The organism is Pseudaestuariivita rosea (assembly GCF_017592335.1).
GTDB lineage: Bacteria > Pseudomonadota > Alphaproteobacteria > Rhodobacterales > Rhodobacteraceae > Parasulfitobacter > Parasulfitobacter rosea.
In genome coordinates, this window is the sequence record NZ_JACNMP010000005.1 from 124,420 (window position 1) to 151,221 (window position 26,802).

The 26,802-nt window shown below is 55.3% G+C and carries 27 protein-coding genes, 1 tRNA gene and 1 pseudogene; 20 read left to right on the forward strand and 9 right to left on the reverse strand.

Features of this window, described 5'->3' with window-relative positions; translation table 11 throughout:
• Window positions 1-8: 8 nt before the first annotated feature.
• Both H7848_RS05765 and H7848_RS05770 read right to left on the reverse strand, forming a co-directional pair.
• Complete coding sequence (locus H7848_RS05765) at window positions 9-1,223, reverse strand: glycerophosphodiester phosphodiesterase family protein (protein WP_208348918.1); 1,215 nt, start codon at window positions 1,221-1,223, stop codon at window positions 9-11.
• A gap of 171 nt (window positions 1,224-1,394) precedes the next feature.
• Window positions 1,395-1,541 (reverse strand): hypothetical protein, encoded by a 147-nt coding sequence (locus H7848_RS05770; RefSeq protein WP_208348919.1) that lies wholly within the window; start codon window positions 1,539-1,541, stop codon window positions 1,395-1,397.
• Between the two features lie 68 nt (window positions 1,542-1,609).
• On the opposite strand from H7848_RS05770, the gene H7848_RS05775 reads away from it, so the two are divergent.
• From H7848_RS05775 to H7848_RS05790, 4 genes are read left to right on the forward strand one after another with little or no spacing between them, the layout of a single operon-like run.
• The gene (locus H7848_RS05775) at window positions 1,610-1,915 is read left to right on the forward strand and encodes a hypothetical protein (RefSeq protein WP_208348920.1); all 306 of its coding nucleotides are present in this window, start codon (window positions 1,610-1,612) and stop codon (window positions 1,913-1,915) included.
• Between the two features lie 16 nt (window positions 1,916-1,931).
• Window positions 1,932-2,627 carry a phosphatidylserine decarboxylase gene (locus tag H7848_RS05780; RefSeq protein ID WP_208348921.1) on the forward strand — a complete coding sequence of 232 codons (696 nt, stop codon included), beginning with the start codon at window positions 1,932-1,934 and terminating at the stop codon, window positions 2,625-2,627.
• A gap of 2 nt (window positions 2,628-2,629) precedes the next feature.
• Window positions 2,630-3,373 (forward strand): CDP-diacylglycerol--serine O-phosphatidyltransferase, encoded by a 744-nt coding sequence (gene pssA / locus H7848_RS05785; RefSeq protein ID WP_208348923.1) that lies wholly within the window; start codon window positions 2,630-2,632, stop codon window positions 3,371-3,373.
• 18 nt (window positions 3,374-3,391) lie between these two features.
• Complete coding sequence (locus tag H7848_RS05790; protein WP_208348925.1) at window positions 3,392-4,009, forward strand: class I SAM-dependent methyltransferase; 618 nt, start codon at window positions 3,392-3,394, stop codon at window positions 4,007-4,009.
• 23 nt (window positions 4,010-4,032) lie between these two features.
• On the opposite strand, the gene H7848_RS05795 is transcribed toward H7848_RS05790, so the two are convergent.
• On the reverse strand, window positions 4,033-4,209 hold the full coding sequence (locus H7848_RS05795) for a DUF1674 domain-containing protein (protein ID WP_208348927.1): 177 nt from the start codon (window positions 4,207-4,209) through the stop codon (window positions 4,033-4,035).
• A gap of 71 nt (window positions 4,210-4,280) precedes the next feature.
• On the opposite strand from H7848_RS05795, the gene H7848_RS05800 reads away from it, so the two are divergent.
• The 7 genes from H7848_RS05800 (at window position 4,281) to H7848_RS05830 (ending at window position 12,757) form a co-directional block, all read left to right on the forward strand.
• Complete coding sequence (locus tag H7848_RS05800; RefSeq protein WP_208348930.1) at window positions 4,281-5,552, forward strand: RsmB/NOP family class I SAM-dependent RNA methyltransferase; 1,272 nt, start codon at window positions 4,281-4,283, stop codon at window positions 5,550-5,552.
• A 70-nt stretch (window positions 5,553-5,622) separates the two neighbouring features.
• On the forward strand, window positions 5,623-7,353 hold the full coding sequence (locus H7848_RS05805) for a heparinase II/III family protein (protein WP_208348932.1): 1,731 nt from the start codon (window positions 5,623-5,625) through the stop codon (window positions 7,351-7,353).
• A gap of 15 nt (window positions 7,354-7,368) precedes the next feature.
• On the forward strand, window positions 7,369-8,958 hold the full coding sequence (gene purH, locus H7848_RS05810; RefSeq protein ID WP_208348934.1) for a bifunctional phosphoribosylaminoimidazolecarboxamide formyltransferase/IMP cyclohydrolase: 1,590 nt from the start codon (window positions 7,369-7,371) through the stop codon (window positions 8,956-8,958).
• 9 nt (window positions 8,959-8,967) lie between these two features.
• The gene (gene lspA / locus H7848_RS05815) at window positions 8,968-9,450 is read left to right on the forward strand and encodes a signal peptidase II (RefSeq protein WP_208348936.1); all 483 of its coding nucleotides are present in this window, start codon (window positions 8,968-8,970) and stop codon (window positions 9,448-9,450) included.
• A 53-nt stretch (window positions 9,451-9,503) separates the two neighbouring features.
• Window positions 9,504-10,031 (forward strand): DUF3035 domain-containing protein, encoded by a 528-nt coding sequence (locus tag H7848_RS05820; protein ID WP_208348939.1) that lies wholly within the window; start codon window positions 9,504-9,506, stop codon window positions 10,029-10,031.
• A gap of 75 nt (window positions 10,032-10,106) precedes the next feature.
• Window positions 10,107-11,447 (forward strand): M16 family metallopeptidase, encoded by a 1,341-nt coding sequence (locus tag H7848_RS05825; protein WP_208348941.1) that lies wholly within the window; start codon window positions 10,107-10,109, stop codon window positions 11,445-11,447.
• On the forward strand, window positions 11,444-12,757 hold the full coding sequence (locus H7848_RS05830) for a M16 family metallopeptidase (RefSeq protein WP_208348943.1): 1,314 nt from the start codon (window positions 11,444-11,446) through the stop codon (window positions 12,755-12,757). Before H7848_RS05825 ends, H7848_RS05830 begins: the two co-directional genes overlap by 4 nt.
• A gap of 201 nt (window positions 12,758-12,958) precedes the next feature.
• On the opposite strand, the gene lepB is transcribed toward H7848_RS05830, so the two are convergent.
• Both lepB and H7848_RS05840 read right to left on the reverse strand, forming a co-directional pair.
• On the reverse strand, window positions 12,959-13,618 hold the full coding sequence (gene lepB / locus H7848_RS05835) for a signal peptidase I (RefSeq protein WP_336512066.1): 660 nt from the start codon (window positions 13,616-13,618) through the stop codon (window positions 12,959-12,961).
• 542 nt (window positions 13,619-14,160) lie between these two features.
• Complete coding sequence (locus H7848_RS05840) at window positions 14,161-15,144, reverse strand: complex I NDUFA9 subunit family protein (RefSeq protein ID WP_208348945.1); 984 nt, start codon at window positions 15,142-15,144, stop codon at window positions 14,161-14,163.
• A 131-nt stretch (window positions 15,145-15,275) separates the two neighbouring features.
• On the opposite strand from H7848_RS05840, the gene H7848_RS05845 reads away from it, so the two are divergent.
• Window positions 15,276-15,362, forward strand: a tRNA-Leu gene (locus H7848_RS05845).
• Here the strand turns inward: H7848_RS05845 and H7848_RS19745 are convergent.
• On the reverse strand, window positions 15,316-15,972 hold the full coding sequence (locus H7848_RS19745; protein WP_237072609.1) for a hypothetical protein: 657 nt from the start codon (window positions 15,970-15,972) through the stop codon (window positions 15,316-15,318). The genes H7848_RS05845 and H7848_RS19745 overlap by 47 nt on opposite strands.
• 141 nt (window positions 15,973-16,113) lie before the next feature.
• Here H7848_RS19745 and H7848_RS19750 point away from each other — a divergent pair, with 141 nt between their 5' ends.
• Window positions 16,114-16,293 carry a hypothetical protein gene (locus tag H7848_RS19750; RefSeq protein ID WP_237072599.1) on the forward strand — a complete coding sequence of 60 codons (180 nt, stop codon included), beginning with the start codon at window positions 16,114-16,116 and terminating at the stop codon, window positions 16,291-16,293.
• A 180-nt stretch (window positions 16,294-16,473) separates the two neighbouring features.
• Here the strand turns inward: H7848_RS19750 and H7848_RS19755 are convergent.
• A pseudogene (locus H7848_RS19755) lies at window positions 16,474-16,893 on the reverse strand (recombinase family protein); the annotation flags it as partial.
• Entirely contained in the window at window positions 16,881-17,186 is a 306-nt protein-coding gene (locus tag H7848_RS05855) for a hypothetical protein (RefSeq protein WP_208348946.1), read from the reverse strand. The pseudogene H7848_RS19755 and the gene H7848_RS05855, both read right to left, overlap by 13 nt.
• A gap of 191 nt (window positions 17,187-17,377) precedes the next feature.
• On the opposite strand from H7848_RS05855, the gene H7848_RS05860 reads away from it, so the two are divergent.
• The 4 genes from H7848_RS05860 to H7848_RS05875 all read left to right on the forward strand — a co-directional run bounded on the left by H7848_RS05860 (window position 17,378) and on the right by H7848_RS05875 (window position 23,657).
• Window positions 17,378-18,196 carry a hypothetical protein gene (locus tag H7848_RS05860; RefSeq protein WP_208348947.1) on the forward strand — a complete coding sequence of 273 codons (819 nt, stop codon included), beginning with the start codon at window positions 17,378-17,380 and terminating at the stop codon, window positions 18,194-18,196.
• Between the two features lie 108 nt (window positions 18,197-18,304).
• Window positions 18,305-20,512: an ATP-dependent nuclease gene (locus tag H7848_RS05865; RefSeq protein ID WP_208348948.1), complete on the forward strand. Its 2,208-nt coding sequence runs from the start codon at window positions 18,305-18,307 to the stop codon at window positions 20,510-20,512.
• The gene (locus H7848_RS05870) at window positions 20,509-22,392 is read left to right on the forward strand and encodes a UvrD-helicase domain-containing protein (protein WP_208348950.1); all 1,884 of its coding nucleotides are present in this window, start codon (window positions 20,509-20,511) and stop codon (window positions 22,390-22,392) included. The genes H7848_RS05865 and H7848_RS05870 overlap by 4 nt, the downstream gene beginning before the upstream one ends.
• A gap of 203 nt (window positions 22,393-22,595) precedes the next feature.
• On the forward strand, window positions 22,596-23,657 hold the full coding sequence (locus H7848_RS05875; protein WP_208348951.1) for a hypothetical protein: 1,062 nt from the start codon (window positions 22,596-22,598) through the stop codon (window positions 23,655-23,657).
• A 79-nt stretch (window positions 23,658-23,736) separates the two neighbouring features.
• On the opposite strand, the gene H7848_RS05880 is transcribed toward H7848_RS05875, so the two are convergent.
• The gene (locus H7848_RS05880; RefSeq protein ID WP_208348953.1) at window positions 23,737-24,714 is read right to left on the reverse strand and encodes a hypothetical protein; all 978 of its coding nucleotides are present in this window, start codon (window positions 24,712-24,714) and stop codon (window positions 23,737-23,739) included.
• A gap of 369 nt (window positions 24,715-25,083) precedes the next feature.
• Between H7848_RS05880 and H7848_RS05885 the strand changes: the two genes are divergently transcribed.
• The 3 genes from H7848_RS05885 to H7848_RS05895 all read left to right on the forward strand — a co-directional run bounded on the left by H7848_RS05885 (window position 25,084) and on the right by H7848_RS05895 (window position 26,745).
• Window positions 25,084-25,593, forward strand: coding sequence for an antirestriction protein ArdA (locus H7848_RS05885; RefSeq protein WP_237072600.1), 510 nt, complete (start codon window positions 25,084-25,086; stop codon window positions 25,591-25,593).
• A 129-nt stretch (window positions 25,594-25,722) separates the two neighbouring features.
• Window positions 25,723-26,103, forward strand: coding sequence for a ParB/Srx family N-terminal domain-containing protein (locus H7848_RS05890; protein WP_208348957.1), 381 nt, complete (start codon window positions 25,723-25,725; stop codon window positions 26,101-26,103).
• A gap of 30 nt (window positions 26,104-26,133) precedes the next feature.
• Window positions 26,134-26,745 carry a ParB/RepB/Spo0J family partition protein gene (locus tag H7848_RS05895; protein ID WP_473774347.1) on the forward strand — a complete coding sequence of 204 codons (612 nt, stop codon included), beginning with the start codon at window positions 26,134-26,136 and terminating at the stop codon, window positions 26,743-26,745.
• Window positions 26,746-26,802: the final 57 nt, after the last annotated feature.

Below are 26,802 nucleotides of genomic sequence, written 5' to 3' on the forward strand. Positions count from 1 at the left end.
AATCCGGATTACTCCAGACCCATGCAATTCGCATAATAGGTGATGGTCGCAGGCCAGTCGCTGAAAATGCCAACAACACCAACGTCTTGGGCCAGCACATCGATCAGTTCGTACATCACGCCATCGCTGTCGGTCACTTCGGCGATCGACTGATAATACCAGCCACCCCCGCGCACCAGCGGGCCTGACCGTTCAATCGTCCAGGTGATGATGTTCAGCCCGGCGGCACTGGCTTCGCGGGCCCAAAGCGATGGAACAATTTCACCATTTTCGACTGTGACCAGAACCCAGGTGGGGGGCGCGATATAATTGATGCCCATCTCCTTGTACTCAGCCATGGTCTGTGGCCAGGTCGAGGCGTCCATCGGGTCCCACTCCTCCAGATCATAGTGATCAATCAGGTAAACGGCCTGCGCCCCGAATTCCGGTTCATTTTCAATCCAGTACAGAACATCTTCCAGATTGAAGGACTGCGCCCAAACATCCGACGCCGGAACGCCAGCAGCTTTGTATTCATCAATCAGTTTCTGCGCATAATCCTGCTGGCTGAAGCCCTCAAACGGCATCTCAGCCGATGGCGTTTTCAGCTCGGGCGTGAACTTCGCGCCCAGTGACCGGAACAGTTCAATCGATTCTGCGTGCGTCATCAGCGTCGCGGGCTCGGCCGAATACAGATCGGTGCGCCAGTCAGCCGTGCCGCCCAGATACTCTTCCACCATCATGGCCTGGCTGTTCGATGCATCCATTTTCGGTGTCAGCGTCCGGTATTCGGCCAATGTTATTTCAGACGTACGGCATTCCGCCGTTGCATTCGTATCGCCGCTTGCGGGCGAAAACGGCGTGATGCAGGTATCGGCCAGATCAGTTGCAAGAATATTGGTTGTCGTATGCAGATCATTCTGCGCGTGACGGCAAACCAGTTCCTTATCCTGGGTAAAGGTCACGTCGCATTCCAGAATACCTGCGCCCATCCGCGCTGCAGCCAGATTTGATTCGACTGTATGTTCCGGAAATTGCATCGGTGCACCGCGATGCCCGATCGAAAAGTCGGATTTTTCAAAAGGCCCGGTCGCACAGGACAGCAGCCTTTCCTTCAGTTCGCCATCCTCCATACGATCAATCAGATAATATGGACGTGGGCCAAGATCGACGACATCCGCCGTCACCGGCAAACCACAGGCCAGAATAATACCACCTGTCAGGGCAAGTCTTAGATTTTTCATTGATATTCCCCAGTTTTACTTCGTTTTAACGGTAAACACCGGAGACATGATAGTATTATGACACCGCTATCAGGGTGTGCGGCGCGGCAGATACCTGGTTATCTGCCGCAGGCCGACTTCTGAATGACCCGATTATCCCCAGGGCCATTCATTCCATCAGAGCAGAGGAAATCAGTTGTCGTCGCTTGTATCGATCAGCCAGCCGCCGGGGCCGGCCACATCATCAGGCAGAACAACCTTGGCCAATTCGTAAATTGTGCAAACGGCCAGCAGGCTCATTGCAATTTCAAAAAACGTAATTTGCAGGATCGGGTCCATAATCGTCTCGCCTTTATCTTTCGTTAACCACGTATTGCCTTTGGATCGGGGCGGAAAAGTGACCGAACATGGACGCTTCCAAAACTTCTTTGGGGAACTGTCTGGCCGTCATTGTGGCTATTCCAAGGCACCGGACCCCGCGCAAAGCCTTTTCATGCAACATATCAATGTGTTTCGGTGCCAAAGTTGGTAAACTTCCTTACGTCAGCTGTTTGCCCCCTCATTGCCACATTCTTTCAGCTTCAATTTTCAGCCTGTTGGATAAATCTGAAGAAATTGTAAACAAAGTCACGGTTGACCACTTTATCTACGATCTTTGGTGTTCTGGCCTTGTTATTGGCGTGTTCGGCGATAAACAGGGCCATCCGACATGACTGGGGACGATACCGAATGACAATGCTGGGGACATTCATCAAGCCTGTTCACCGGGAAGGCTATAAATTCATAGCCATTTTCGCAGTGGTAACAGCACTTCTGTTCCTTTTACCGATCAAGATTTTCGGCTGGATCGGCGTTGGATTGACGGTCTGGTGCTATTACTTTTTTCGTGACCCCAAACGCGTCACACCTGAAAGACAGGGCCTGATCATCAGCCCGGCAGATGGCGTGGTGTCCATGATCCAACCTGCTGTTCCACCGGCTGAACTTGAAATGGGTGACGATCAAATGCTGCGCATCAGCGTGTTCATGAATGTCTTTGATTGCCACGTGAACCGCGCCCCCATTGCTGGTGTTGTCGAAAACATCTCATACCGGCCAGGAAAATTCTTCAACGCCTCGCTCGACAAAGCCAGTGAACACAACGAACGCAACAGCCTGTCCATCCGCATGGAAGACGGCCGCAAGATTGCAGTGGTTCAGATTGCCGGACTGGTCGCGCGCCGCATCGTCTGCGATGTAGCCGAAGGCACCGGTCTGGAAACCGGCGAACGCTTTGGCATGATCCGCTTTGGATCTCGTCTGGATATCTATCTGCCCGATGGTGTCCAGCCGCTGATCGCGCTGGGTCAATCGACATTGGCCGGAGAAACCGTACTGGCTGATTTAGCATCAGACGAACCTGCCCGCACAGGTAGAAAACGCTAGGCATGTCAAAACGCAAACATAGCGATGGGCTGCCTTTTCTAAGCCTGTTGCCAAATCTGGTCACGCTTCTGGGGTTATGTGCCGGTTTGACATCGATCCGTTTTGTACTGGCCGAGCGGTACGACATCGCCGCAGGCCTTATCATTGCCGCGGCGATCATTGATGGCTTGGATGGCCAACTGGCACGACGCCTGAATGCTACAAGTGAAATGGGGGCAGAACTGGATTCGCTGTCGGATTTCCTGTGCTTCGGTGTGGCGCCCGCACTGCTGCTGTTTCAATTCGCTTTTCAGGATGCCCGCGGCATCGGGTGGATTTGTGCCTTGATCTATGCCAGTTGCTGCTGTCTTCGATTGGCCCGTTTCAACGTCATGACAGGTCAGGCCGAAAACGACCCTGAACTGAAGAAAAGCCACTTTGTCGGTGTTCCGGCCCCGGCAGGTGCGCTTTTGGCGATGTTTCCGGTTTTCTTGACCTTTGAAGGTGTGTTCAACGTTGCAAATCTGGACATCGGATTTGCAATCTATCTGGCTTTGATCGGTGCCTTGATGATCAGCAAACTACCAACGATTTCGGCTAAATCGCTGGTCATTCCACGGGATAAGATCGCTTTGCTTTTTGTCGCCACTGCGGGTTTGGTCGGCCTTATGCTGACCCGTTTTTGGCTTTCGATGGTGATTATCTGCCTGATCTATATTGCATCTTTAGTTCATTCCTTTATCCAAATGGTCCGCAAGGCAAAGTAATCGCGGCAGGGGGCAAATTTGGAAATATCAGCAGTCAAGAATTCGTACAAACGCTGGGCGCCGGTCTATGATAAAACCTTTGGCGCCATTACCCGCATCGGCAGGCGCAAAGCGGTTGAGTACATCAATGCCCATCAGGGCAGGGTGCTTGAAATTGGCGTGGGTACAGGGCTGTCTCTGCCGCATTATAAAACCCATCTTGAGATCACGGGAATAGACGTATCATCCGACATGCTGGACAAGGCACGTGAAAAAGTGGCGGATCTGAAGCTGCAGCATGTTGTTGAACTGCGTGAAATGGATGCGCGTTTTCTTGATTTTCCCGATAACCACTTTGACACCGTCGTGGCCATGTATCTGGTGTCGGTCGTGCCCGAGCCGGAAAAGGTCGTTGCTGAAATGGCGCGGGTCTGCAAGCCGGGCGGATCGGTTCTGATTATCAATCACTTTAAGCGGGAAAAGGGCGTTCTGGCGATTTTTGAACGTATATTTGCACCCCTGTCGAATGTGCTGGGGTGGCATTCCGATTTTGATATGAACCGCGTTCTGGGGGCAAATAAACTGGAAGTGGCCGAACGCAAAAGCTTTCCACCGCTTAAGATGTTCACATTCCTTTTGCAGAAAAAGGCCAGCTGACACACCGTCCAGTGCTGCTCTAATCAGAAATCAATCGCGATCCCCTTCGCCTCCCAATCGCCATAGCGAACAGGTTCGGGGCCATCGCGACCGCCAAGCTCTTTGGGCAGGTCAAGCGCCTTGGCTTTTTTGCGCCGTTCTTCGGCCTCGGCCAATGCGCGTTGGGCTTCGGGGGGCAGATCGTCGCGATCCTGGCTCATGTCTGTTCATCCTTGTGCCTGTCTGGTGCTTGATATACCCCGCAGACCTGTTCTGACAAGCAATGGGTATAATGACCGATCCATCCGGTATCATCGCACGACGTGCTGCCGTCCAGGCGCTTGACGCCATTCTGGCGGATGCTCTCCTTATGTCTGAATTGGCAGACCTCTTTGCACCTCTGTCTGCTCAGGATCGTGCCCGCGCGCAACGTCTGGCGCTAACCACCTTGCGCGAATTGGGGCGGGCGGATCGGGTGCTGAAGGGGTTTCTGCGCAAAACGCCCGATCTGACGGTTATGAATGTCCTGCGTGTTGCGACTGTCGAACTTTGCAGTCTGAATGCTGCTTCGCACGGTGTGGTCAATGCGGCGGTTCAGCTGGTCGCGTCAAATCGAAAAGCCGCCCACGCCAAGGGCTTGGTCAACGCGGTGCTGCGCAAAGTATCAGAAGCTGGACCGGATCAGTGGGGCAAGCTGGCCACGCCGCAACTGCCCAAATGGCTGCGCCAACCTCTGATCGCGGCCTACGGCAATTCGGTGGTTCAAAAGATCGAAGGCGCCCATCTGCGGCCCGTCCCGCTGGATATTTCGGTGAAAAATGACCCTGCCCAAGCGGTAGACGCTTTGAATGGCACCGTCCTGCCAACGGGCACCGTGCGGCTGACCAACTACGGTCAGGTGTCCAAACTGCCGGGGTTTGCCGAAGGCGATTGGTGGGTGCAGGACGCCGCCGCGGCTCTGCCTGCCAAAATACTGCAGCCCCAAAAAGGGGAACACATCCTTGATATGTGCGCCGCACCGGGTGGCAAAACGCTGCAATTGGCGGCATTGGGCGCCAATGTCGTGGCGCTGGACCGGTCCGAGGCCCGGCTGCAACGGCTGCACGAAAACCTGCAACGCTGTCAGTTGACGGCCGAAGTCGTCGTCGGCGACGCGCTTGACCATGCCGGACAGTTCGACGCCATCCTTCTGGATGCGCCCTGTTCTGCCACCGGTACCATCCGCCGCCACCCCGATCTGCCCCATGCCAAAGACGGCTCGGACTTTAGCGACCTGATTGACCTGCAGGCCCAAATGCTTGACCACGCCGTGACGCTTTTGAAACCCGGCGGGCGACTTGTTTATTGCACCTGCAGCCTTTTGCCCGACGAAGGCGAATGCCAGATTGATGACTTACTGCTACGCCATCCGCAAATAATTGTCGATAAATCCGCCTTGACCCTGCCAGGGGTTGATCCCGACTGGATAACGCAGGAAGGTGGACTGCGATTGCGGCCCGATTACTGGCCCGAACAAGGAGGGATGGACGGGTTTTACATCGCGTGCTTGCGCAACCCGGCATAGATTCAGGAATGACTTCAAACGTCGCGCCCTATATTCTTTTTGCAAACAATATGATGCAGGTTGATTTCCATTGACCGGCGACAGTAGGTTTTCAACGCGGTTTAGCCGCTGGCGCAACCGCAGACATGCGCGTCGTGCGGCCCGTTCACGGCAAAAGGTCGAACTGGTCGAACCGCCAGAACCGCGCACAATCGGCAGCTATGGCCGGGGCCGTCACCTGTTGTCGGGCAAGGTCATGCTGGCGGGCTATCTGGTCAGCGCGGGCCCTCAGAATATTTGGGAATTACGCAGCCCTGTGCAGGCCTTTGATGATGCACGCCACGGGTTTGCCTGGCTTGATGACCTGGCTGCGGTCGGCGACACGGTCGCGCGCAATGTGGCACAGACCTGGGTGCTGGAATGGATCGTCAGGTTCGGCAAAGCAAAGTCGGGTGGCTGGACACCGGAACTGACCGGCCGGCGCGTGATGCGCTGGATCAACCACGCCGATTTCCTGATGCGGGGCCTGAATGACGACCAGACAGAGCAATTTCTGAAATCACTGGGCCAGCAATCGCTGTTTTTACATCGTCGCTGGCACGGAACACCGGACGGTATCGCGCGGCTTGAGGCGCTTTTGGGTCTGATCTACGCGGGGCTCTACCTGAAAGGCCGGGAAGATTATGTTGACCCCGCCGCGCAGGCCCTGTCAGAGGCTGCCGAGGTTCTGGTCGATGAAGAAGGCGGGATCACCAGCCGCAACCCCGAAGAACTGCTTGAAATCTTTACCCTTTTGACACTGGCGGCCGAGGCTTTGGAAAAATCGCGCCACAGGCCCCAGGACGAACATATCGCCATCATCCAGCGCATTGCTCCGATTTTGCGCGCCCTGCGCCATGCCGATGGGGGGCTGACCCGGTTTCATGGTGGCGGGCGCGGTCTGGATGGGCGGTTGGATCATGCCTTGGCGCGCTCGGGCGTAAAAACACTGCATAAAACCGGCAATGTCATGGGATATCAGCGCCTGTCGGCCGGTCGCATCACGCTGATTGCCGATGTCGCCCCGCCACCGATGGGGCAGGGATGCGAAACCGGCCATGCCTCGACCCTGGCGTTTGAACTGACATCGGGGCGCCGCCCCGTTATCGTCAATTGCGGCGACGGGCGCATATTCGGCCAGGATTGGAGCCGCGCCGGACGAGCCACCCCGTCCCATTCCACCCTGGGGATCGAAGGGCATTCTTCGGCCCGTATCGCAGAAAATGCTAACTATCTGTCCAGTGGGCCGGAAAAAGTCCCGCTTGAAATCATCCGCGCCGATGACAACAGCGTCATGATCGAAGGCGCCCACGACGGTTACGCCGCCAGTCACGGGTTGTTCCACATCCGCCAGCTTGAACTGTCGCCCGATGGGCGGACCATTTCAGGCAGCGATGCTTTGACCGCCGTCAATGACCTGCATAAAGCCCGGTTTGACGCGGTCCTTGATAATTCACTTCTGCAGGGCGTCCTGTTCCAGATCCGTTTTCACCTGCACCCCGACGTCCATGCAACCCTGGATATGGGCGGCAATGCTGTTTCCCTGACCCTGAAAAGCACCGAGGTCTGGGTGTTCCGCCATGATGGCCGCGCCAGCATGACGCTGGAACCAAGCGTTTACCTTGAAAAGGGTCGTCTGCACCCCCGCGCCACAAAGCAGGTTGTCCTTACTGCCCGTGCAATGACATATGCAACCCGAGTCACCTGGACGCTGGCCAAGGCGAAAGACACGCCAAACGCTGTTCGCGATCTGGAAGAAGGTGACCTGTTTGTACTTGAATAACCCAAAGGGCCTTAAATGACCGACCTCGTCCCCGTCCGCCGTGCATTATTATCCGTATCAGACAAGGCCGGCTTGACCCGGTTGGGTCAGGCATTGGCCGCACGTGGGGTCGAACTGCTGTCAACCGGCGGCACGGCCCGCAGCCTGCGGGACGCGGGACTGGATGTGATCGATGTGTCCGATGTCACGGGCTTCCCCGAGATGATGGATGGCCGCGTGAAAACCCTGCACCCCAAGGTCCACGGCGGCCTGTTGGCCCTGCGCGACAACGACGACCACGTCGAGGCGATGAAAATCCACCAGATCGGCGCGATCGACCTGCTGGTCGTCAATCTTTATCCGTTCGAGGAAACCGTCGCCAAAGGGGCCGACTATGCAGACTGTATCGAAAACATCGACATCGGCGGGCCTGCGATGATCCGGGCTGCGGCCAAGAACCACGCCTTTGTCAACGTCGTTGTGGATGTTCAGGACTATCAGCCGCTGCTGGATCAGTTGGATCAGAACGGCGCCACCACCACTTATGCCTTCCGGCAGCAGCTGGCCCTGACCGCCTACGCCCGCACCGCCGCCTATGACGCTGCTGTCTCAACCTGGATGGCCGACGCCCTGAACCAGCCCGCGCCGCGTCGCCGCGCCTTTGCCGGAACATTGGCACAGACCCTGCGCTATGGCGAAAACCCGCATCAGACGGCCGCGTTCTACACCGACGGCAGCGACCGCCCCGGTGTCGCCACCGCGCGGCAGGTGCAGGGCAAGGAACTGAGTTATAACAACATCAACGACACCGACGCGGCATTCGAACTGGTCTCGGAATTCCTGCCCAAAGATGGCCCGGCCTGCGCGATCATCAAGCACGCCAACCCCTGTGGCGTGGCCCGCGGCGACACGCTGAAACAAGCCTACATGCGCGCCTATGACTGCGACCGCACCAGCGCCTTTGGCGGCATCGTGGCATTCAACATGACGCTCGATGGTGAAACGGCGGATGAGATCACGAATATCTTCACCGAGGTCGTCATCGCCCCCGGCGCCCATCAGGATGCCCTTGATATCTTTGCCCAAAAGAAAAATCTGCGTCTGCTGCTGACCCCCGGTCTGGCGAACCCTGCCGCAGCCGGATTGGTGCTGCGTCAGGTGTCGGGCGGGTATCTGGTGCAGGACAAGGACAACGGCCAGATCAGCGCTGATGACCTGAAGGTGGTCACCAAGAAAGCCCCGACCGACACCGAACTGGCCGACCTGCTGTTCGCCTGGAAGGTCGCCAAACACGTCAAATCCAACGCCATCGTCTACGTCAAAGATGGTGCAACAGTCGGCGTGGGCGCGGGGCAGATGAGCCGCGTCGACAGCACCCGCATCGCCGCTCGCAAGGCCCAGGATATGGCCGACGTGCTTCAGGCATCTGAAACGATGACAAAAGGCTCTGTTGTGGCCTCGGACGCCTTCTTTCCGTTCCCCGATGGTCTGCTGACCGCGGCTGAGGCTGGCGCGACCGCTATTATCCAACCCGGCGGGTCCATGCGTGACGACGAAGTGATCGCCGCCGCCGATGACGCGGGCCTTGCCATGGTCTTCACCGGCATGCGCCATTTCAGACATTAAGGAACCGACATGCGCCTTGTATATTGGACAGCTTTCTGGGTCTTCCTGATCGATCAGGTCAGCAAATACCTGATCGTACAGGTCCTTGATCTGAAAACGGCTGGAACAATCATAGTTATTGATCCTCTCCTAAAGTTTCGCATGGCATGGAATTACGGGATCAACTTCGGGATATTTGGCGGCCCGGACACGCCGGAATATGCCCGATGGATTCTGATCACCATCGCTTTGATCATCTGCGTTTTGGTTCTGTTCTGGATACGGCGTGAAAAAACCGGCAACCTCGGCTATATCTCGGCCGGATTTTTGGTGGGTGGCGCGCTGGGCAATGTGGTTGACCGTATCGTCTACGGCGCCGTCGCCGATTTTCTGAATATGTCCTGTTGTGGTATCGAAAACCCCTATTCTTTCAATGTCGCCGATATCTCGATCTTTATCGGGGCAGTTGGATTGATCTTTTTCACCGGTGAAAAGAAAGAGAAGAGGGCGTGACCATCCCGGCCATATCCGCTAAAAGCCCCCAAGACATTTTAAGGAGAACCGCGATGCGTGCGTCGCTTGGCATAACGCTGTTGATTTCATGCTTTGCTTTGGCCGCTTGTGACAGGGGCGATCCCGAATTGATGAACGTGCGCGCATCAGGTGAGGGCCCCGATGAATTCGGCATCCTGCCCGTCAAACCACTTGAGGTACCGCCAAACCCGAACGAACTGCCGACGCCCACACCGGGCGGTACAAATATCACCGATCTGCAACCCAATGAGGACGCCATCGTGGCCCTGGGCGGCAACCCCGCACGTGCCTCGGCCGGTGGCATCCCTGCATCTGATGCGGCGCTTGTGAACCACGCGTCGCGACTGGGGCGCGATAGCACGATCCGGCAGACACTGGCGCGCGAAGACCTGGATTTCCGCCGCCGCAACCGGGGTTTGCCGCTGGAACGCGCCTTCAACGCCAATGTCTATTACCGCGCGTATGAGCCTATGACACTGGACAGCTACCGCGAACTGGAACGGTTCCGCCGCGCCGGTGTACGCACCCCCGCCGCCCCACCCCCGCCAGAAGATGACTAGCTCACATCTTTGCCAGCCAACTTGAACATGGCTGCATTTGGCGTAGCTATAGCTAAATCAGTAACGGAGAAGCCCATGCGCCGCTTTCTGGCAGTTTGCACCTTTATCCTGACGGCCGTGCCCCTTTGGGCACAGGAAAATGTCACTACCTTCACGCTGGATAACGGCATGGACGTTGTGGTCATCGAAGATCACCGCGCCCCGGCTGTTGTCCATATGGTCTGGTACAGGGTAGGTGCCGCAGACGAACCGCCGGGTACCTCGGGCATCGCGCATTTCGTGGAACATCTGCTGTTTAAAGCCACCGACGATCTGGAATCGGGCGAACTTTCACAGATCGTTGCCGCGAACGGGGGCACGGACAATGCCTTTACCAGTTGGGACTACACCGCCTATTTCCAGCGTGTCGCTGCTGATCGTCTTGGGCTGATGATGCAGATGGAGGCCGACCGAATGCGTGACATTCGCCTGACCGATCGCGATATTCTGACCGAACGCAATGTCATTATCGAAGAACGCAACCAGCGCACCGAAAACAACCCCTCGGGCCTTTTCACCGAAGAACGCCGCGCGGCGCAGTACCTGAACCATCCTTACGGTGTCCCGATCATCGGCTGGCGGCATGAAATGGAACAGCTGTCGATGGACGACGTCATGTCATTCTATCGCACCTACTACGCGCCAAATAACGCCATTCTGATCGTTGCAGGCGATGCTGATCCTGATGAGGTCCGCCGCCTGGCTGAAACCCACTACGGCGTGCTGGAACCGTCCGAGGCCCTGCCGGAACGCGCCCGCCCCCAAGAACCCCCGCAACGCGCCGAACGACGGATTGTCTTCGAAGACGCCCGCGTCGCGCAGCCATATGTCTTGCGCACCTATCTGGCCCCAGAACGTGACAGCGGCGATCAGGAACGCGCCGCCGCCCTTGTCATGCTGGCCGAGCTGTTGGGGGGCGAGGGCGCGACATCCTACCTGGGCCGCAAGCTGCAGTTCGAAACTCAGACCGCCATCTATACCGCGGCCTTCTATTCCAACGTTTCGCTCGATGACACGACGTTCGGTCTGGTCATCGTCCCCGCCGCCGGTGTCACCCTGCAACAGGCCGAAGATGCCATGGATGAAACCGTCGCGCAGTTCATCGAAGACGGCATCGATACCGAAGCGCTGGACCGGATCAAAATGCAGATGCGCGCCCAGATCATCTATGAAAAAGATGACGTCAGCGCATTGGCCCGCCGCTATGGTGTCGCCCTGACCAGCGGCCTGACGGTTGAGGATGTGCAGGCCTGGCCTGACATCCTGCAAGCCGTGACCGAAGACGACATCATCGCCGCCGCCCGCGATATATTCGACCGCAGCAACGCTGTGACCGGCTGGCTGACCAGCCCCCAAGTACAAGAGGTTTCCCAATGATCCGCGCTATCTTCACCGCCTGTGCTTTCGTCATCGCCACACTGCCCCTGCGCGCTGAAATTGATATACAAGAGGTCACATCGCCCGGCGGCATCACTGCCTGGCTGGTCGAAGAAAACTCAATTCCCTTCACCGCGCTGGAAATCCGCTTCAAAGGTGGCGCCAGTCTGGATGCCGAGGGCAAACGCGGCGCCATCAACCTGATGACCGCCCTGCTTGAAGAAGGCGCCGGCGATCTGGACGCCCGCCAATTCGCCGCCGCCCGCGATGCACTGGCGGCTGATTTCAGCTTTGATGTCTATGACGATGCCATGTCGATCTCGGCCCGGTTCCTGACCGAAAACCGCGATCAGGCGGTGGCCCTGTTGCGCTCGGCCCTGATCGAACCACGCTTTGACAACCCCGCCATCGACCGCGTCCGCGCCCAGGTGCTGTCGATCATCCAGTCCGATCAGAAGGACCCCGAAACCATCGTGGGCGACGCCTTTGCCGAACTGGCCTTTGGCGATCACCCCTATGGCAGTTCGATCAACGGCACGCTGACCACGGTCGCGGCCCTGACCCGTGACGACATGATCGAGGCCAAAGATCGCGTCATGGCCAAAGACCGCATCTATGTCGCGGCTGTCGGCGATATCTCGGCCGACGCCCTGGGCGCACTGCTGGATGATCTTCTGGGCGATCTGCCCGACACTGGCGCGCCCATGCCCACACGCGCCGACTATCTGCTGACCGGCGGCATTACCGTCGTGCCCTTCGACACGCCGCAATCCGTGGCCCGCTTCGGACATCAGGGCATGACCCGCGACGATCCCGACTTCTTCGCCGCCTATGTCATGAACGTCATCCTGGGCGGTGGCGGGTTTGAGGCCCGCCTGATGAACGAGGTCCGCAAGGAACGTGGCCTGACCTATGGCGTCTATTCCTTCCTCGCCCCGCGCGACCACGCCGAACTGGTCCTGGGCCAGGTCGCCTCGGCCAACGACCGCATTGCCGAGGCGATCGAGGTCATCCGCGACGAATGGTCCAAAATGGCAACCGAAGGCGTGACCCAGGATGAACTCGACCGCGCCAAAACCTATCTGACCGGCGCCTATCCCCTGCGGTTCGACGGCAACGGCCCGATTGCGAACATCATGGTGGGTATGCAGTTGCAGGGCCTGCCCATCGACTACATCGCCACCCGCAACGATCAGGTCGAGGCCGTGACCCTGGAAGACGTAAAACGCGTCGCCGCCGAACTGCTGCAACCCGAAAACCTGCACTTCGTCGTAGTCGGCCAGCCCGAGGGGTTAGAGACGACGAATTAGGGCGCACCCGCATTACCTGATTGTGTAACGACCAATCCGCAATCGATTTACCCTGATCTACGCAGTCCCGGACTTGATCCGGGACCTCTTAATCTCTAGTGCTATCAAGTCATTTGCGATTATAGTTCCGGTCGATGTGGCCACAAATCTTTACAGAAGCGATCTGATCGCCAAACACGAACCTCGTATCCTTGTCGACTTCTACAAACCGTCGAAAATTCCACGAACCTGTTGCAATGCAATCATGCCGGGCCCGTTTACGGCGCGACCATGGCGACTATCCATAGTATTATCCCGATGATCGCCCATCACAAAAAAATATGAGTCTGGAACAGTGATCTCTGCCATAAAATCAGCCGGTGTGGGTCGTGTATCAAATATCTCATAGGATTTGCCAGTCAGCGCAGTCTCGCGATATTTCGGCCGGACACATACCTCGCCGGGTTCCACAATATCTTCGCACATTGGCGCCGGCGGATAATCGGGAAAAATGATTTCATCCCGTGCAACAAATACTTGTTGCAAAGGCTGTCCGTTCAGGATGACTTGTCCCTCATAAAGCGCAATGGTGTCGCCGCCCTTCGCAATGACCCTTGATATAAATATCCCCTGTTTTGTGTCCTGCTCAAACCCGATGACATCACCATATGTGATTGGTTCTTCCTGTGGATCGATATGGCGCATTGTAGCGCAAAACCTGACGTCCAGCGTCGGCGCCATAGACTCGCCTACAGCATGAAAACTTTCCAGTTGGGGATCCCATATGCAGGTCCAACAAATGCAAGACGCCATGACAGGCGACCCCATAAGAAATAGACCAAGGCTTGAAAGTGAATTGAATAGTATGGAGCGCGATAGCATTTGTTGTCTTATCTCAAATAAGCCTATATTTCGCGTTTTGGTATTGTGGGACGGCTTCGATGACAAGGGCTGACGGCTATTCCGGTGCTATGTAAGTACACTAACATTGCAATGAATAATGCTTGAACTTAACCTGATCTTAGGTTGTACAAAAATCGAAGCGACAGACTGCAGATATATCCGAACATTTTGCTAGCGCTGCCATGCCTCATAGTGGTTGCTTGGTTAACAAGTCTATAACATCCCCCAAAATAGTTAACCCTGCCAGAGTGTTACTCAGGTCAATCTAAACCGGGCGTATTGACGGGGTGTCACGCAACGCCAAGAATCGTACAAAACCTGTGTACGAAACGTACGTTTTGTCACAAACCCCGCACCGCGATCGGACGAAACGCCCGAAAATGTGCAATTTGCACACGTGATTTCGGCTCAAAATGCACCTGTGCGATGCGTTAACTTTCGTGACGCTGCGTTATGCGCCCAGGCGCAGAACGCGGCGTTGGCTGTGTTGTAAAGCATTGAAATAAAGCGATATTACTTACTCAGACCTTCAGGTTTTTCGCTGAATCCTTGATATCGCTATACTGCCCCGATGGCCGGAAACGCCACAAATAATCCGGCAAAACGGCCTCTAACGCCGTCGGCACAATCCCCAGATCGGCAAAGGTCATAGCCCCTTCAGACACCACATTATCCTTGCGCAAATTCTTCACCTGATCGCGTGTGATCATCCCGTTGGTGAATAGCCCGAACGAAATTTTCTGAAGCATATCAAAGCCAAAGGCCATAATCCGCGCTGCCCAGAACGGTACATTCACGATCAAACGCCGCCGCCGGATCACGCCCAGCATTTCCTGCATCAACTCGCGAAACGTCAGAATTTCCGGTCCGCCCAGCTCATAAATCCCGCTTTTGACCTGCCCTGTCAGTCCAATCACACCGGCCTTCGCCACATCATCCACATAAACCGGCTGAAATCGCGTCGCCGCCCCCACCACCGGCAGCACTGGCCCCATCATCGCCATGCTGGCAAACCTGTTGAAAAAGCCGTCTTCCGGCCCGAAAACAATCGACGGGCGCAGAATGACGGCATTTGGCATATGACGCAAAATCGCCTCCTCGCCCAGGGCTTTGGTGCGGGCGTAATCGCTTTTACTGTCGCGATCGGCGCCTATGGCCGAGACATGGAGCATCTTTTCAACGCCTAACTCATTGGCAATCCTGGCAATTCTTTCGGCGCCTTCATTCTGCAGAGCGTCAAATGTATTCTTGCCGGTTTCATTCAGAATACCCACACAGTTCACAACGGCATCGGCACCCTGCATGACCTCACGCACGGATGCGTCATCGCGGATGTTGCAGAAAATCGGCTCGACCTGGCCGACAACGCCATAGGGTTTGACGAAGATGGCCTCATTCGGTTTGCGCACCGCGACCCTGACACGCCACCCTTCCTTGGCCATCCGACGCGCGATATATCGCCCGACAAAGCCCGAGCCACCATAGATCGTTACAAGTTTCGACATTGGCCAAACCCCATCAAGATATCTGCGCTTACATAGCGCCGTCGGTCAAAAGGAACAAGTCACCATGCCGTCGCAGATATTGCCATTGACAGTCGCCGGAACGAAAGTTAAATGCCGCTTTTACGACACCGGCCCAGGTGGCGGAATTGGTAGACGCGCTAGCTTCAGGTGCTAGTGTCCGTATGGACGTGGAGGTTCGAGTCCTCTCCTGGGCACCATTTCACATTTTTCTTTGATGGTGTCTAAAAACCGAAAGATTACAGAGGGTTGCGGAGTTCGAAACCCTTGTTTGCGGTCGTAGGCCAAAGGGGCTGCGAAAGCCGTCTTTAGGATGGTTTTCTTCATCAACAGGCCGCCTTTTTCATAGATATTCCAAGGGCTTGAAAGATAGCTCATCAAAAGTTCGAAAATTTCATCCATGGTATGCCTGGGCTGCGCATTCTGGGTCAGTTGATCGTTCAAGCGCAACTTATTTTCTTCCAGTTTTGTGATTTTGGATTCAAGGGCACTAATCACTTTCGAATTTGAGGTTTCCACAATTCGGTCCAGTAATGCATCCTGCTGTTTTTCCAGGTCGCTGATTTGACGCCTCAGAACAGTTTTGGTCTGCATCGCTTGTTCTCTGCGTTGTCCCCACGCGGTTTTGAGCATCGAACCTGCCATTGTGAGCAGGCGCTTGCTGGGTGTCATCGCGCGCAGGATAGCTTCAAAGCCCGTATCGATTTTCTCCGCCCGGATGCTCTTGCGATATTCTGAACAATCCCGCGTTTGGCACCAGTAGTATGGGTAACGTTTTCCAGTGGCACTCTTGGACCAACAGGAGGTCATGGGCTGATCACAGCAGGCGCAGGTGACGGCCCCGCGTAGCGGAAAGTCTTCATGAATGTCTTTGCGCTTGGGTGCGATGGTTTTTTCTGCCTTACGGGCTTGGACCTTTTCATAAGTCTTCAATGAGATGATGGGTTCGTGATGTCCTTTGCGGCGAGGGATGCCCCATGGTTCATGCTCGATATAGCCTGCGTAGATCACACGGTTGAGAAGATCACTGATCCTTTGCTGGCGGATTTCCCCATGTGGCAGGTCTTTGGGAAAGTCTGGCTGGGCTTCAAAGAACCGTTTCAGCTCGGCCTGGGTTGCAAAGCGGCCTGAGGCATAGCCTTCCAGTCCTTCCTGAATGATCGAAGCCAAGGGTTCATCGCGGGTGAGCAGTTTGCCGTGGGCGCCGGTCTTTTTGTACTTGTAGCCCATGGGGGCTGCGAAGACGGCATAGCCGTTCATCATGCGCCCCTTCATGCGGTTGGACGTTTGTTCGGCATTCTTCTCCCGCTGGTGTTGAGCGACCGAGGCCAGCATATGTTCCACCAACCGTGAGTCACTGTCTTCTCCAAACTCGATCGAGGGACTTTCTAGAATACCGCCTGCGTCAGCTAAGGTTTCCCGCAGTTTGATATGGGCCTGCACATTGCGGGCAAAACGGCTAATATCATCGATGATGACCACGACACTGCCCTTGGGATGCAAACGCAGGAAGGCCAGCATGCGATCCATCGCGGGGCGGCGCTCGAACTTGCCCGACATATCATCGGCAAAGACTTCCACCACATCATAATCTTTGTAAGTGGCATATTCTCGGCAGCGGTTTTCTTGGGAGGCCAGACCATCGCCTTCGCGCACCTGTTTTGCCCCGGACACACGGGCATAAATCACCGCCTTGGTCGGCTTACCATTTTGTTGTTTTACTGCTCGCATGTGGCCTCCTTTCGGAAGTGAGTTTTCAATCCATCGGTCTTGGTCCAGGATACCAGATCCGGCGCCTCATTCGCCAATAGGTCTTCCAGTTCTCCACAGCTTTGTTGCACCGGGTGAATGCCGAAGCCCAGATCAACGAAGGCTACGACAATAGACCAGAGGGTTTCGATCAATTCGCGTTTCTGGTCATCTGGTATGTCTTCATCTTCCAGCAAGGGCAGATAGGCCTCCCAGTCGAGAGTCAGCTTTGGCAGCTGTTTCGGTCTTTGTTCGTCATCGTCATTCGCATCCATCATGTCCGTCCTTTCTCGGTCCCCACTGGACCGGGCCTGCGATACACATTTCCCATGCACCCAAAGGTGGTGAGTGGGATCAGGTTGAAGGGTCAGGTGACCGGGTGAGGCCGATGGCATCGATCGTCTGCGCCATGTTGCGGCCTCATGAATGCTTTTAGCATTCAACCTCAGGTCGTTCCGATGGTAATATGCCGGTAAAATCTGGTAATTTCGGGGCAGTGTTTGAAGCAATGGAATTTGACTGGTCAGGGGCACGTGAAGAAGATCGCAAACGGCTCTATCGCTGCTGCAAGGTAATTGTGGATCTGAAGCATGTCACCTGGGACGCTCTCTACGCCCAGAGCTTCGGCACACCCTTTGCCCGCAGCACAGATTTCGACAGCAACTTTAGCCGTGGCAAGATTGCGCGGTCGAAGGCGGCCCTAATCCATCACTGGATCACAGAGACCTATCCTGAGATTGGCAAAGCGATTGCGCCGAGCCTTTTCACCACAAACAGTGACACAGGCTGGGAACAGCTGATCGACAATGAAAGCACCTACGGCCACCTCCACATCCGCCCGTTCAGCGCGCGCAAAGGCATCGTCCAATCCGCCCTCAAACACCCGGTCTCAGACACAGTGCTCAAACTGGGCCAGCCCTTTTGCTTTGATCTGACCACACAGAGCGCAGGTCATATTCTGGCGTTTCAATCCATCAAGGACGACTGGTATTCAATGCCGCTCGATATGCAGACGGGACAATTGTCCGTTCATCGACCTATAGGACAGCATCTTTTGCCGTGGGACGACACAGAAAACGCACCACATCCTATCGCAGAATACAGCCACGCCGGACTGCACAGGTTTGTCTTTGTTCTGGGAGCAGAAGATGTGATCCAGAAGCTGGAAATTGATCTATACTCTGGCATTGCAATCCGACCGAACAAATTGCAGAGCATTGCAAAGATGCTGAGATCGCAAAATGAGGGGCGCGTCTTTCACAGGCTGAATGTCGTGTTTGGGTGACAGGTGGCATTTGCAAGATAGGCTGAGCATACACATTTAGTTTCATCTACCCACACTTCTCAACCTGGGGTATTGTATATGGATCGAGTTATTTGAGATTAATACGCAATGCATTTGAACAAGATAAGACTTAAGAACTACCGTCGCCTCGCAGACGTCAAGATTGATCTAGATCGCGAAATATCGATTTTCGTCGGTGCGAATAACAGCGGCAAGACTTCTGTTGCCCATGCAATGCATTTCTTCATAAGCGGTGCTCGTGACCGTTTCAGCTTTCATGACATAAGCGCGTGTCGATGGAGCGACATCAATGCGTTTGAAGCCGGTCAAGCAGATGCTGCACTTCCAGTCTTGTCGCTTGATCTATGGTTCGGGGTCGAGCAAGCTGATTTGCATCGTGTTATCGACCTCCTTCCCAACCTTGAATGGCAGGGAGTGATGGTTGGCGTTCGCATCACCTTCGCGCCGCGTAACGAAGATGAGACTTTGGCTCGTTTCCAGGACCGACATGCTCAGGCACAAAAAGCGGTCGCCGACTTGGAGACGCCGGAAGGTGAAGAACCATATGTTGCCCCGCCGCGTACGCTGCGCGAGTACCTCGAACACGAGCTCCAGCGCGAGTATGAGTTCAACTATTTCGTCCTCGATGAAGCTCAGTTCAACGATGAGCTGGAGCCAAACGAAGGTTACGAACCGCAAGAGCTGCTACGGGAACAGGGTCGTACGGGAAAGGACATCGTCAACTCACTGATCAAAGTCGATTTCCTGCACGCACAACGCCATCTTTCAGACAATGAGGGAGGCAGCCGCGCAGAAGAACTATCCCGGCACCTTAGCCGCTATTACCAAAGGAACCTTCAGCGCCACGCAGACGATTACAATGCGATCAGGGCGCTAGCGGATTCGGAGATACTGCTGAACCAGCATCTCGAACAAGTCTTCGCGGACACCCTCCAGCGGTTAGCCCAGTTGGGATATCCGGGGCTGACTAATCCGCGCCTCATGATCAAATCCGCGCTTAATCCTGCGACAGTAATGAACAGCCAAGACGGTGCCCATGTTCACTACGCCCTAAACGATGAAGGTCTGACTCTTCCTGACAAATATAACGGGCTTGGTTTCAAAAACCTGATCTATATGGTGGTCGAACTTCTTGATCTTCACGCACAGTGGCTGGCAACGGAAGAGAAACGCCCGCCTTTGCATCTGGTTTTTGTCGAAGAGCCGGAAGCGCATTTGCATGCCCAGTTGCAGCAAGTCTTCGTCAAAAAGGTTTTGGAAATTCTGGCGGCGGAGGATGACGCGCCAGACGGTTTCCACACGCAACTCGCGCTGACAACGCATTCTCCGCACATCCTATACGAGCGCGGTTTCCAGCCCGTTCGCTATTTCAGGCGTGAAGGTACAGGCATTGCACAAGCGTCCAAGGTCCTTAACCTGTCGGAGTTCTACCGTACTACAGCAAATCCGAGCCGTGATTTTCTGGAACGCTATTTGAAGCTAACACACTGTGACCTTTTCTTTGCCGACGCGGCTGTGCTCGTTGAGGGCAATGTCGAACGGCTGGTGATGCCGCAGATGATCGCTAAAGCAGCGCCCGGTTTGCGTTCCTGCTACCTTAGCGTTCTCGAAATCGGGGGAGCCTACGCTCACCTGTTCCGGACACTTATAGAGTTCATCGGAATAACGACTCTCGTCGTCACCGATCTGGACAGCGTAAACGGACCAGCCAACGACGAAGACGAGAATGATGCCGAACCGATGGAAGACGACGAGGACCAGGATGAGGATGAAGTTGCGGCAGGCAGCACATGCACGCCAGAAACACCGGATGCAGTGACGTCGAACCAGATGCTTGCCCAATGGTTGCCCGGCAGGCAAAGCATCGATGAGCTACTTTCTATTGAAGGCTGCTGTAAGGAGCTCCCCGCTGATCTGTCGAGAAATGGAGCTATTCGCGTCTGTTACCCGGGCACTGTTACTCTCGAGCGCAATGGCGAACAGATAGAGCGCGCCGGTCGCACGCTCGAAGTCGCCTTCGCATTCGATAACCTGGAGTGGACACAGGAATTCGCCAATCGGAAGTTGAAACTACGGGTGCGCACTCCCCAAAATCTGGCAGACCTCGCGGAGAAGTTGCACAAAAAGGTGCACAGCTCAAACTACAAGAAAACGGATTTCGCGCTCGCATTGCTCGCCAAAGACCCTGACGCCTGGAACGTCCCTCACTACATTGCCGAAGGCTTGGAGTGGCTCGAAGCCACTTTGGGCGTCGCAGTGGAAGTGGAAGAAAAGGAAGAAGGTGACGCCGCATGACAAGCCGCATCGGTAAGCCCAATACAGATACCGACACAGCGCTTCACGAGCGGCTCGCGGGCGACGGCAACCGGCATTTTGTGATGGTGGCGGGAGCGGGTTCGGGAAAGACAACATCGCTCGTGAAAGCCCTTGCGCAAATCGAGCGCACCCAAGGGCCTGTCCTGCGCCGCAACGGGCAACAAGTCGCTTGCATCACTTACACCGAAGTGGCCGTGGACGAAATTCGCGGTGATGTCGGGAATGACGAACTGTTCCATGTCTCCACGATCCACAGCTTTCTCTGGACTGTCATCAAGCCATTTCAGAACAATCTTCGGGAATGGGTGAGCAACCGGCTGCACGAGAAGATTGCCGTAGAACAAGCTAAAATCGAAAATCCCCGCACTAGAGAAGCCACCAAAACCCGCGCAGCGGAGAACATCGAACGGTACAATCGACAATTAACCGAAATCGGTGCGGTGAAGACCTTCCGATACGGCACAGGTAGTGACTACGCGAACGGCGTTCTCGGCCATAGCGATATCCTGAAGATTGGCCCCGAATTTATCGCCGGACATGCATTGATGCAGACCCTTCTGACACGTCGTTTTCCGGTCATCTTTGTCGATGAGAGTCAGGACACAGACCCTGCATTTGTTGATGCACTCCGCGAAGTGGCGCGGGCGGTTCCGCTAGGCTTCTGTCTCGGCTTTTTCGGCGATCCGGTACAAAAGATTTACATGCAAGGTGCCGGACCTATTCCACCAGAAGAGGGATGGGAGATGCTTGAAAAGCCGGAAAATTTCCGGTGTCCGCAGGCCGTTCTTCGCGTCATCAACCGCATCAGGGCGGAAGACGACCAGCTTGAGCAAACGCGCGGACGCCACATCGTCTTGAACGGGGAGGACGTTCCTGTTGAAGGGTCAGCCAGAGTATTGATCCTGCCCGCCGATGATCGGCGACATGAACGCCTGGAAGAGGCGCGTCGCTGGCTGGCAGAACAGGATGGTGATGAAGGTTGGTTGGAAGAAGAAGACGAGGAAGCGTTGCGGCTCTTGGTACTGGTCCACAGGATGGCGGCCACCCGACTTGGTTTTCCAAACCTCTACAGCGCGCTCAATGACAAATCGCCGGAGGAGCTTAGTAGCGGCCTGATTGACGGGACTGCCTGGGTGGTGCGCCCGTTTTTGTCGTACGTCCTTCCAGTGGTGCTTGCGCGTCACGAAAGGCGAGAATTCGAGATCATGCGCCTACTTCGCAAGCACTGCCCGCGGTTGCAGCCGGATGCGCTGGCTGGTGTCGACACCGCGGGACTTCTGAATGGTCTGCAAGGACAGATCGGCGAACTAGTGGCGATGTTGGAAGCCAGGGGTGACGCGCGCGTCGGCGATATCATCCGCTTCATGAAAGGCAATAACTTGATGGCGTTCGATGATCGCTACGTTGAGCTTATCGACCTCTACGCGGATACGGCTGAACCTGTTTCCGAGCCCGCCACAGACAATGCCGCTCTTCGTTTCATGCAGTGCGATGCATCGGAGCTATGGGGATATCGAAAATACATCGAGAAGATGTCACCGTTCGCCACGCAGCAAGGCATCAAAGGCGCGGAGTTCGACAAGGTGATTGTGGTCGTTGACGATCAGGAAGGACGAACCAACACTTTTTCCTATGGCAAGTATTTCGGCGTGACGCCACTATCGGATAAAGACCACGAGAATATTGCTGCAGGAAAAGACTCCGTCATAGATCGAACGCGGCGCTTGTTTTACGTGTGCTGTTCGCGGGCTCTAACTGATTTAGTCGTCGTGATTTTTACAGAAGACGCAGAGCAAATGCACGCAGCTTTAACTGCAAAAGCATTTTTTGAACCGGAAACCATTCATGTTTTCAAGTAGTTTCAAATGAAATTGTCGGTCGTCAGAGTTTTTCGGAGAGTTGAGGCGTTTTCATAACGGAGGCTCTCTGTGGCCCTATGCTCCTGCGACCCAGTTTTTGCATCGGATGTCCGGAGACTAGAGGGCTGGGTCAATATCTCTTTACTGAGGGGTGGTTGCTAAACAATACTGTTTCTATGATGAACAAACAGCAAGGAACACCAATGAAAAATTATTTTCAAAAATTTTCAATCGCATTCGTGATAGCATTTTCGTTTGCAAAAACCGCTTATGCAGATTGTTCGGATGTCTTGAGAGTTGTTGGAGCCAATTACAGCCAACAGTTTACAACACGAGACCTAAAGAGCTTCGCTTATGAAGAATTGTGTAAGTCAAATAGCAGCAACCAATCTTTAGATGTCTTCGCATTCTATGATGATATCGGTTTGGATATTGGAACATCTAGAGCAAGTGCAGACAAATTCTGCTCAGAAAATGCAAACTTCACATCCAATCAGGTTACTGCCGAAAGGGTCAGCAGGACTGTCTACGGCCCAGCAGTTAAGGCATGGGAAAGTTGTAACCGCGCAAAGAGCAAAGGCTTAGAAGTCAATACCTCAGTGTCAAATAATGGGGAATTAGTTAGTTTTCTACTTACCAACAGGTCGACCTCAGATGCACTTTTTTTGGGAGCAGCAATATCACCTTCCGAATCTGTAAGCTGCAACTATGTTGACGAGCGTGGTAACAATTCAGACGTCACACTTACAACTCGGGCGAACATAGCTCGAGGCGGAATTGGAACGATGGACTGCTTTGTATCACGCAACAGCGACGGAAGTATACCAGGGTTTGCATTAAATATTAGGTCAAGCATTGAAAGCTTCCAAATCAGCCTTCCAGAAATCCCTGCGTTTGATGATACGCCTCAAGAAGTAATCCCTCAAAAAACGACGATAAATCTGACGGGACGCCCTTGGCAATCGCAGGCATACTGGACAAACAAGCAAAATGGAACGGGGTGGATACAGTGCCCAAGAAGTATCTACGGTATTCCTGATGACTTTGATATTATTGTTCTGTCGACTCGGAAAGAGGAATGGGGGCGAGGGCATCGCGACCTGTCCTGTGGTCACAGACCAGAATTCTGTGATGGCGACGAAGAACACTGTGCCGACATATATATCGTGAAAGGTTGTGCAATAAATCGCGACTATCACGATTACTACAAAGCGCGAATGGATGAGCTTGGATTTGCATACTCAGGCGATCCGCTCTGTCAGTAAGTGCAGTTCACACAACCAGCATTATAGGTGGCGGTTCGATCGGGATGATTGAGGCAATCTCCCCGTTTGGGGGAGATCCTCAGGTGAGTTTGGCACTCAACTCCACCCATTCTTTTGCCCCTGGCGCACTCAGCTGATCCCATTGCCCAATTTGTGCATTCTGGATATCTGCGAAAAACCGCGCCTGATCGGTGAGATCACGTGTGGCGGTCTGTGCGGCGGACGCTTTGGCAAGGATCAGGGCATCGTTGAAAGCGGGCAGGATGACCTGTTCCTGATAGGCGGCGATTTCGTTCTGGGGTGGTAGGTCTGCAGGATCGATCTCTGTTGCGCCAAGTTCTTGGGCTTTGAGGAGTGCAGGCACCGACCAGAGTTGGGTCAGATGCCCCAGAAGTTGGAAGATGCGGGTGGCCGCTTTGGGATGGGTGGTGAGACCGGTGTGGTGCGTTTCATCGGCTTTTTCGATCAGGATCATCAGGGCCGAGATGCAGGCGGCGCGGGCGCGCAATTCGGGCCAGGCCTCGACGGAATAGGCCTCCAAGAGAAGCTCAATGGCCTCATGATCCGCTTCCAGCTCCCTCTGTTTTGCACGGGTCTGGCGGGCTTCTCGGGAAAGTATCTTTTGTTGCTTAGATAATGATGGTTTGGCGCTTGTGATGAGCCCGAAGCGTTGCGGTGCGGCTTCGATCAAGGGCAAGGGCGCCGCCTCGTCAAAATGCCTCAATCCAAAATGCTCCATTTCGTGGAAGATCAACCAGATCAGTGACAGCTGTGTCAGATTATGTGGATCGTTGGAAATTTGCTGGTCCCCAAGGCGCAGCATCGCGGGATCGGCAAGTGCAGTTGTCCATAGGGCGTCCAAGGCCGTAACGGTGCCCGTGCTGATGTGCAGGTTGAGGGTGTTCTCCTCAACATCGGCAAAGGCACAGATCTGCGGATCGGTGATCACGGTTAGGGTCGGTGTCACCGCAAAAGACGTGCCCATGACCTCTGCGTAATGCTGCAGCGCTGTATTGAGCGCCTGATCCAATCGCGTTTTGTCTGCAGGAGTGGTCATAGGGCCATCCTGATCTTTCTATCCGTGTTTTTGCAAGCGCCTGTTTGTTTTGACTCCTGTCGCGGCAGACGCCGCTCTTTGGGGTGTGTCTGGAGGGCCAGCCCTCCCCGCGCAACAGCAAACATCGGCGGCCCAGAGGGTTTCCCCGACCTTCCTCTGCCTTTGGCGCCGTGCAGGCCGGGCGATCCCCCTCCCTCTGGCCCTTGAGTTTCCTATTGCACGGGCCCCCTCCCGCCCTCGCCGGGGGGCAGGGTTTGAAGGAGAGGCGCGCATCTCCGCGCGAGGCCTCGCCTCCAAAGCCCTGCACCCAGTGTGACTGGTCCTGCAAGGCCTGAGACCACCGCAATGAGACGAGAAAGGACCCGACCCATGACATGCACATTTTATGCCCAACCCTATGATATCAGTGCCCATGGCTTCTATTTTGACAACGCCGAAGAGTTTCACCTGAAAGCCAGTGCCCTGCGCAACACCCACGGCGACCCGGTAGAAGAATTTGAACTGCAGTTTATCGAGGGCGATGCTTTGGACGCCGCAGTGGTCGAGGCTCTGGGGATCACTCAGGGTACTCTGGCGCAGGTGATCACCGTCCTTAACGACTGGGACAATGATCAGAAGACGCGCGTTGTTCTGGCGGTTGGGGAATGTGGTTGCGCTTTTGATCTGGCCAGCGACCGCCCCGATGATCTGGACGTAGATGTCTATTATCTCGACAGCCTGCGCGATCTCGCCATGGAATTCGTGGCCGAGGGCATCATGGGGGACATCCCCGAAGCGCTAGAGATGTATTTCGATTACGACGCCTTCGCCCGTGATCTGGCCATGGATTACAGCGAAACCACCCTGGCCGGACAACGGCTGATCTTTCGATGTGCGTGAGACAAGGCGGGGGCTGCGGCAGCGGCGTGGATGTCTTGATCGGACCCGCGTCCCTGTCCCAGACCCTGCCGTCCCATTGGGACCAGCGTTTGGATGTAATCCCCTCAACCCTCTCGAAAGGACACCCCCATGACACAGCATGACACCATTTTGCACACTGCCTCAGAGACCCGCCGATCCCCTGCCGCGATACAGGCAACGGATCAATCACCATCGGTACTGATCGATATTCCCCTGAACCACTTGACCCTATCCCCGCTCAATCCCCGACAGGCCTGCACTGCAGAAGATATCACCGCTCTGGCCACATCCATCCGCACGGTGGGGCTGATGCAAAACCTGATGGGGTTCCAAAGTGCAGAGGGTGACAGCGAAACAACCATCGCCATTGTCGCGGGCGGGCGTAGGCTGCGCGCCTTGCAACAAATCGCAGCCGAAGATGGCACTGATCCATCCACCATCGTGGTGCCGGTTCGGGTCACCGATGATCTGGCGCAGGCAAACTATTGAGCCAGCAGTGAGAACACCGCCCGCATCGCTCTGCATCCCGCCGAGGAAGTGCAGGCCTATCATCAGATGATGAAGGCCAAGGCCAGTATTGACGATATCGCCAAGGCTTTTGCCGTGACCACACGCCATGTGCGGGGGCGGTTGCGTCTGGCCAAACTGCCCACCTCTCTCTTGGAGGCCCTGCGCCGCGATGAGATCACATTGAATGTGGCCGCCGCCTATACCGTCAGTGAGGACACAGCCGCACAGGAAACCCTCTTTCAAAGGCTGTCCGGCACATGGCAGGCCGATCATGTGGAGCATATCAAACGCACGCTGATGATGGATCAGGACCGCAATTGCGACAGGCTGGGCCGGTTTGTGGGCTGTGATGAGTATGAAGCCGCAGGCGGTGTGATCCGCGAAGACCTATTTGGCGAGGATATCTATTTTACCGATAGCGCCCTGTTGCAGGCGTTGGCAGAGTCCAAACTGGACGCGATCCGGCAGGACCTTTTGTCCGAAGGCTGGCTCTGGGCCGAGGCCACATTGGCCCCGATGGACTGGCAGGCGATGGAGTGCTTTGCACGAACCTATCCACAACAGGTCGAGATCAGTACGGAAGAGGAAGAGCGCTATAACGCACTGGCCGACCTGACCTGATCGAGGGGGACGTCTGTGATGCCGCAGGCGTTGCTGAGTTTGCCGCTTTGGAAGAGA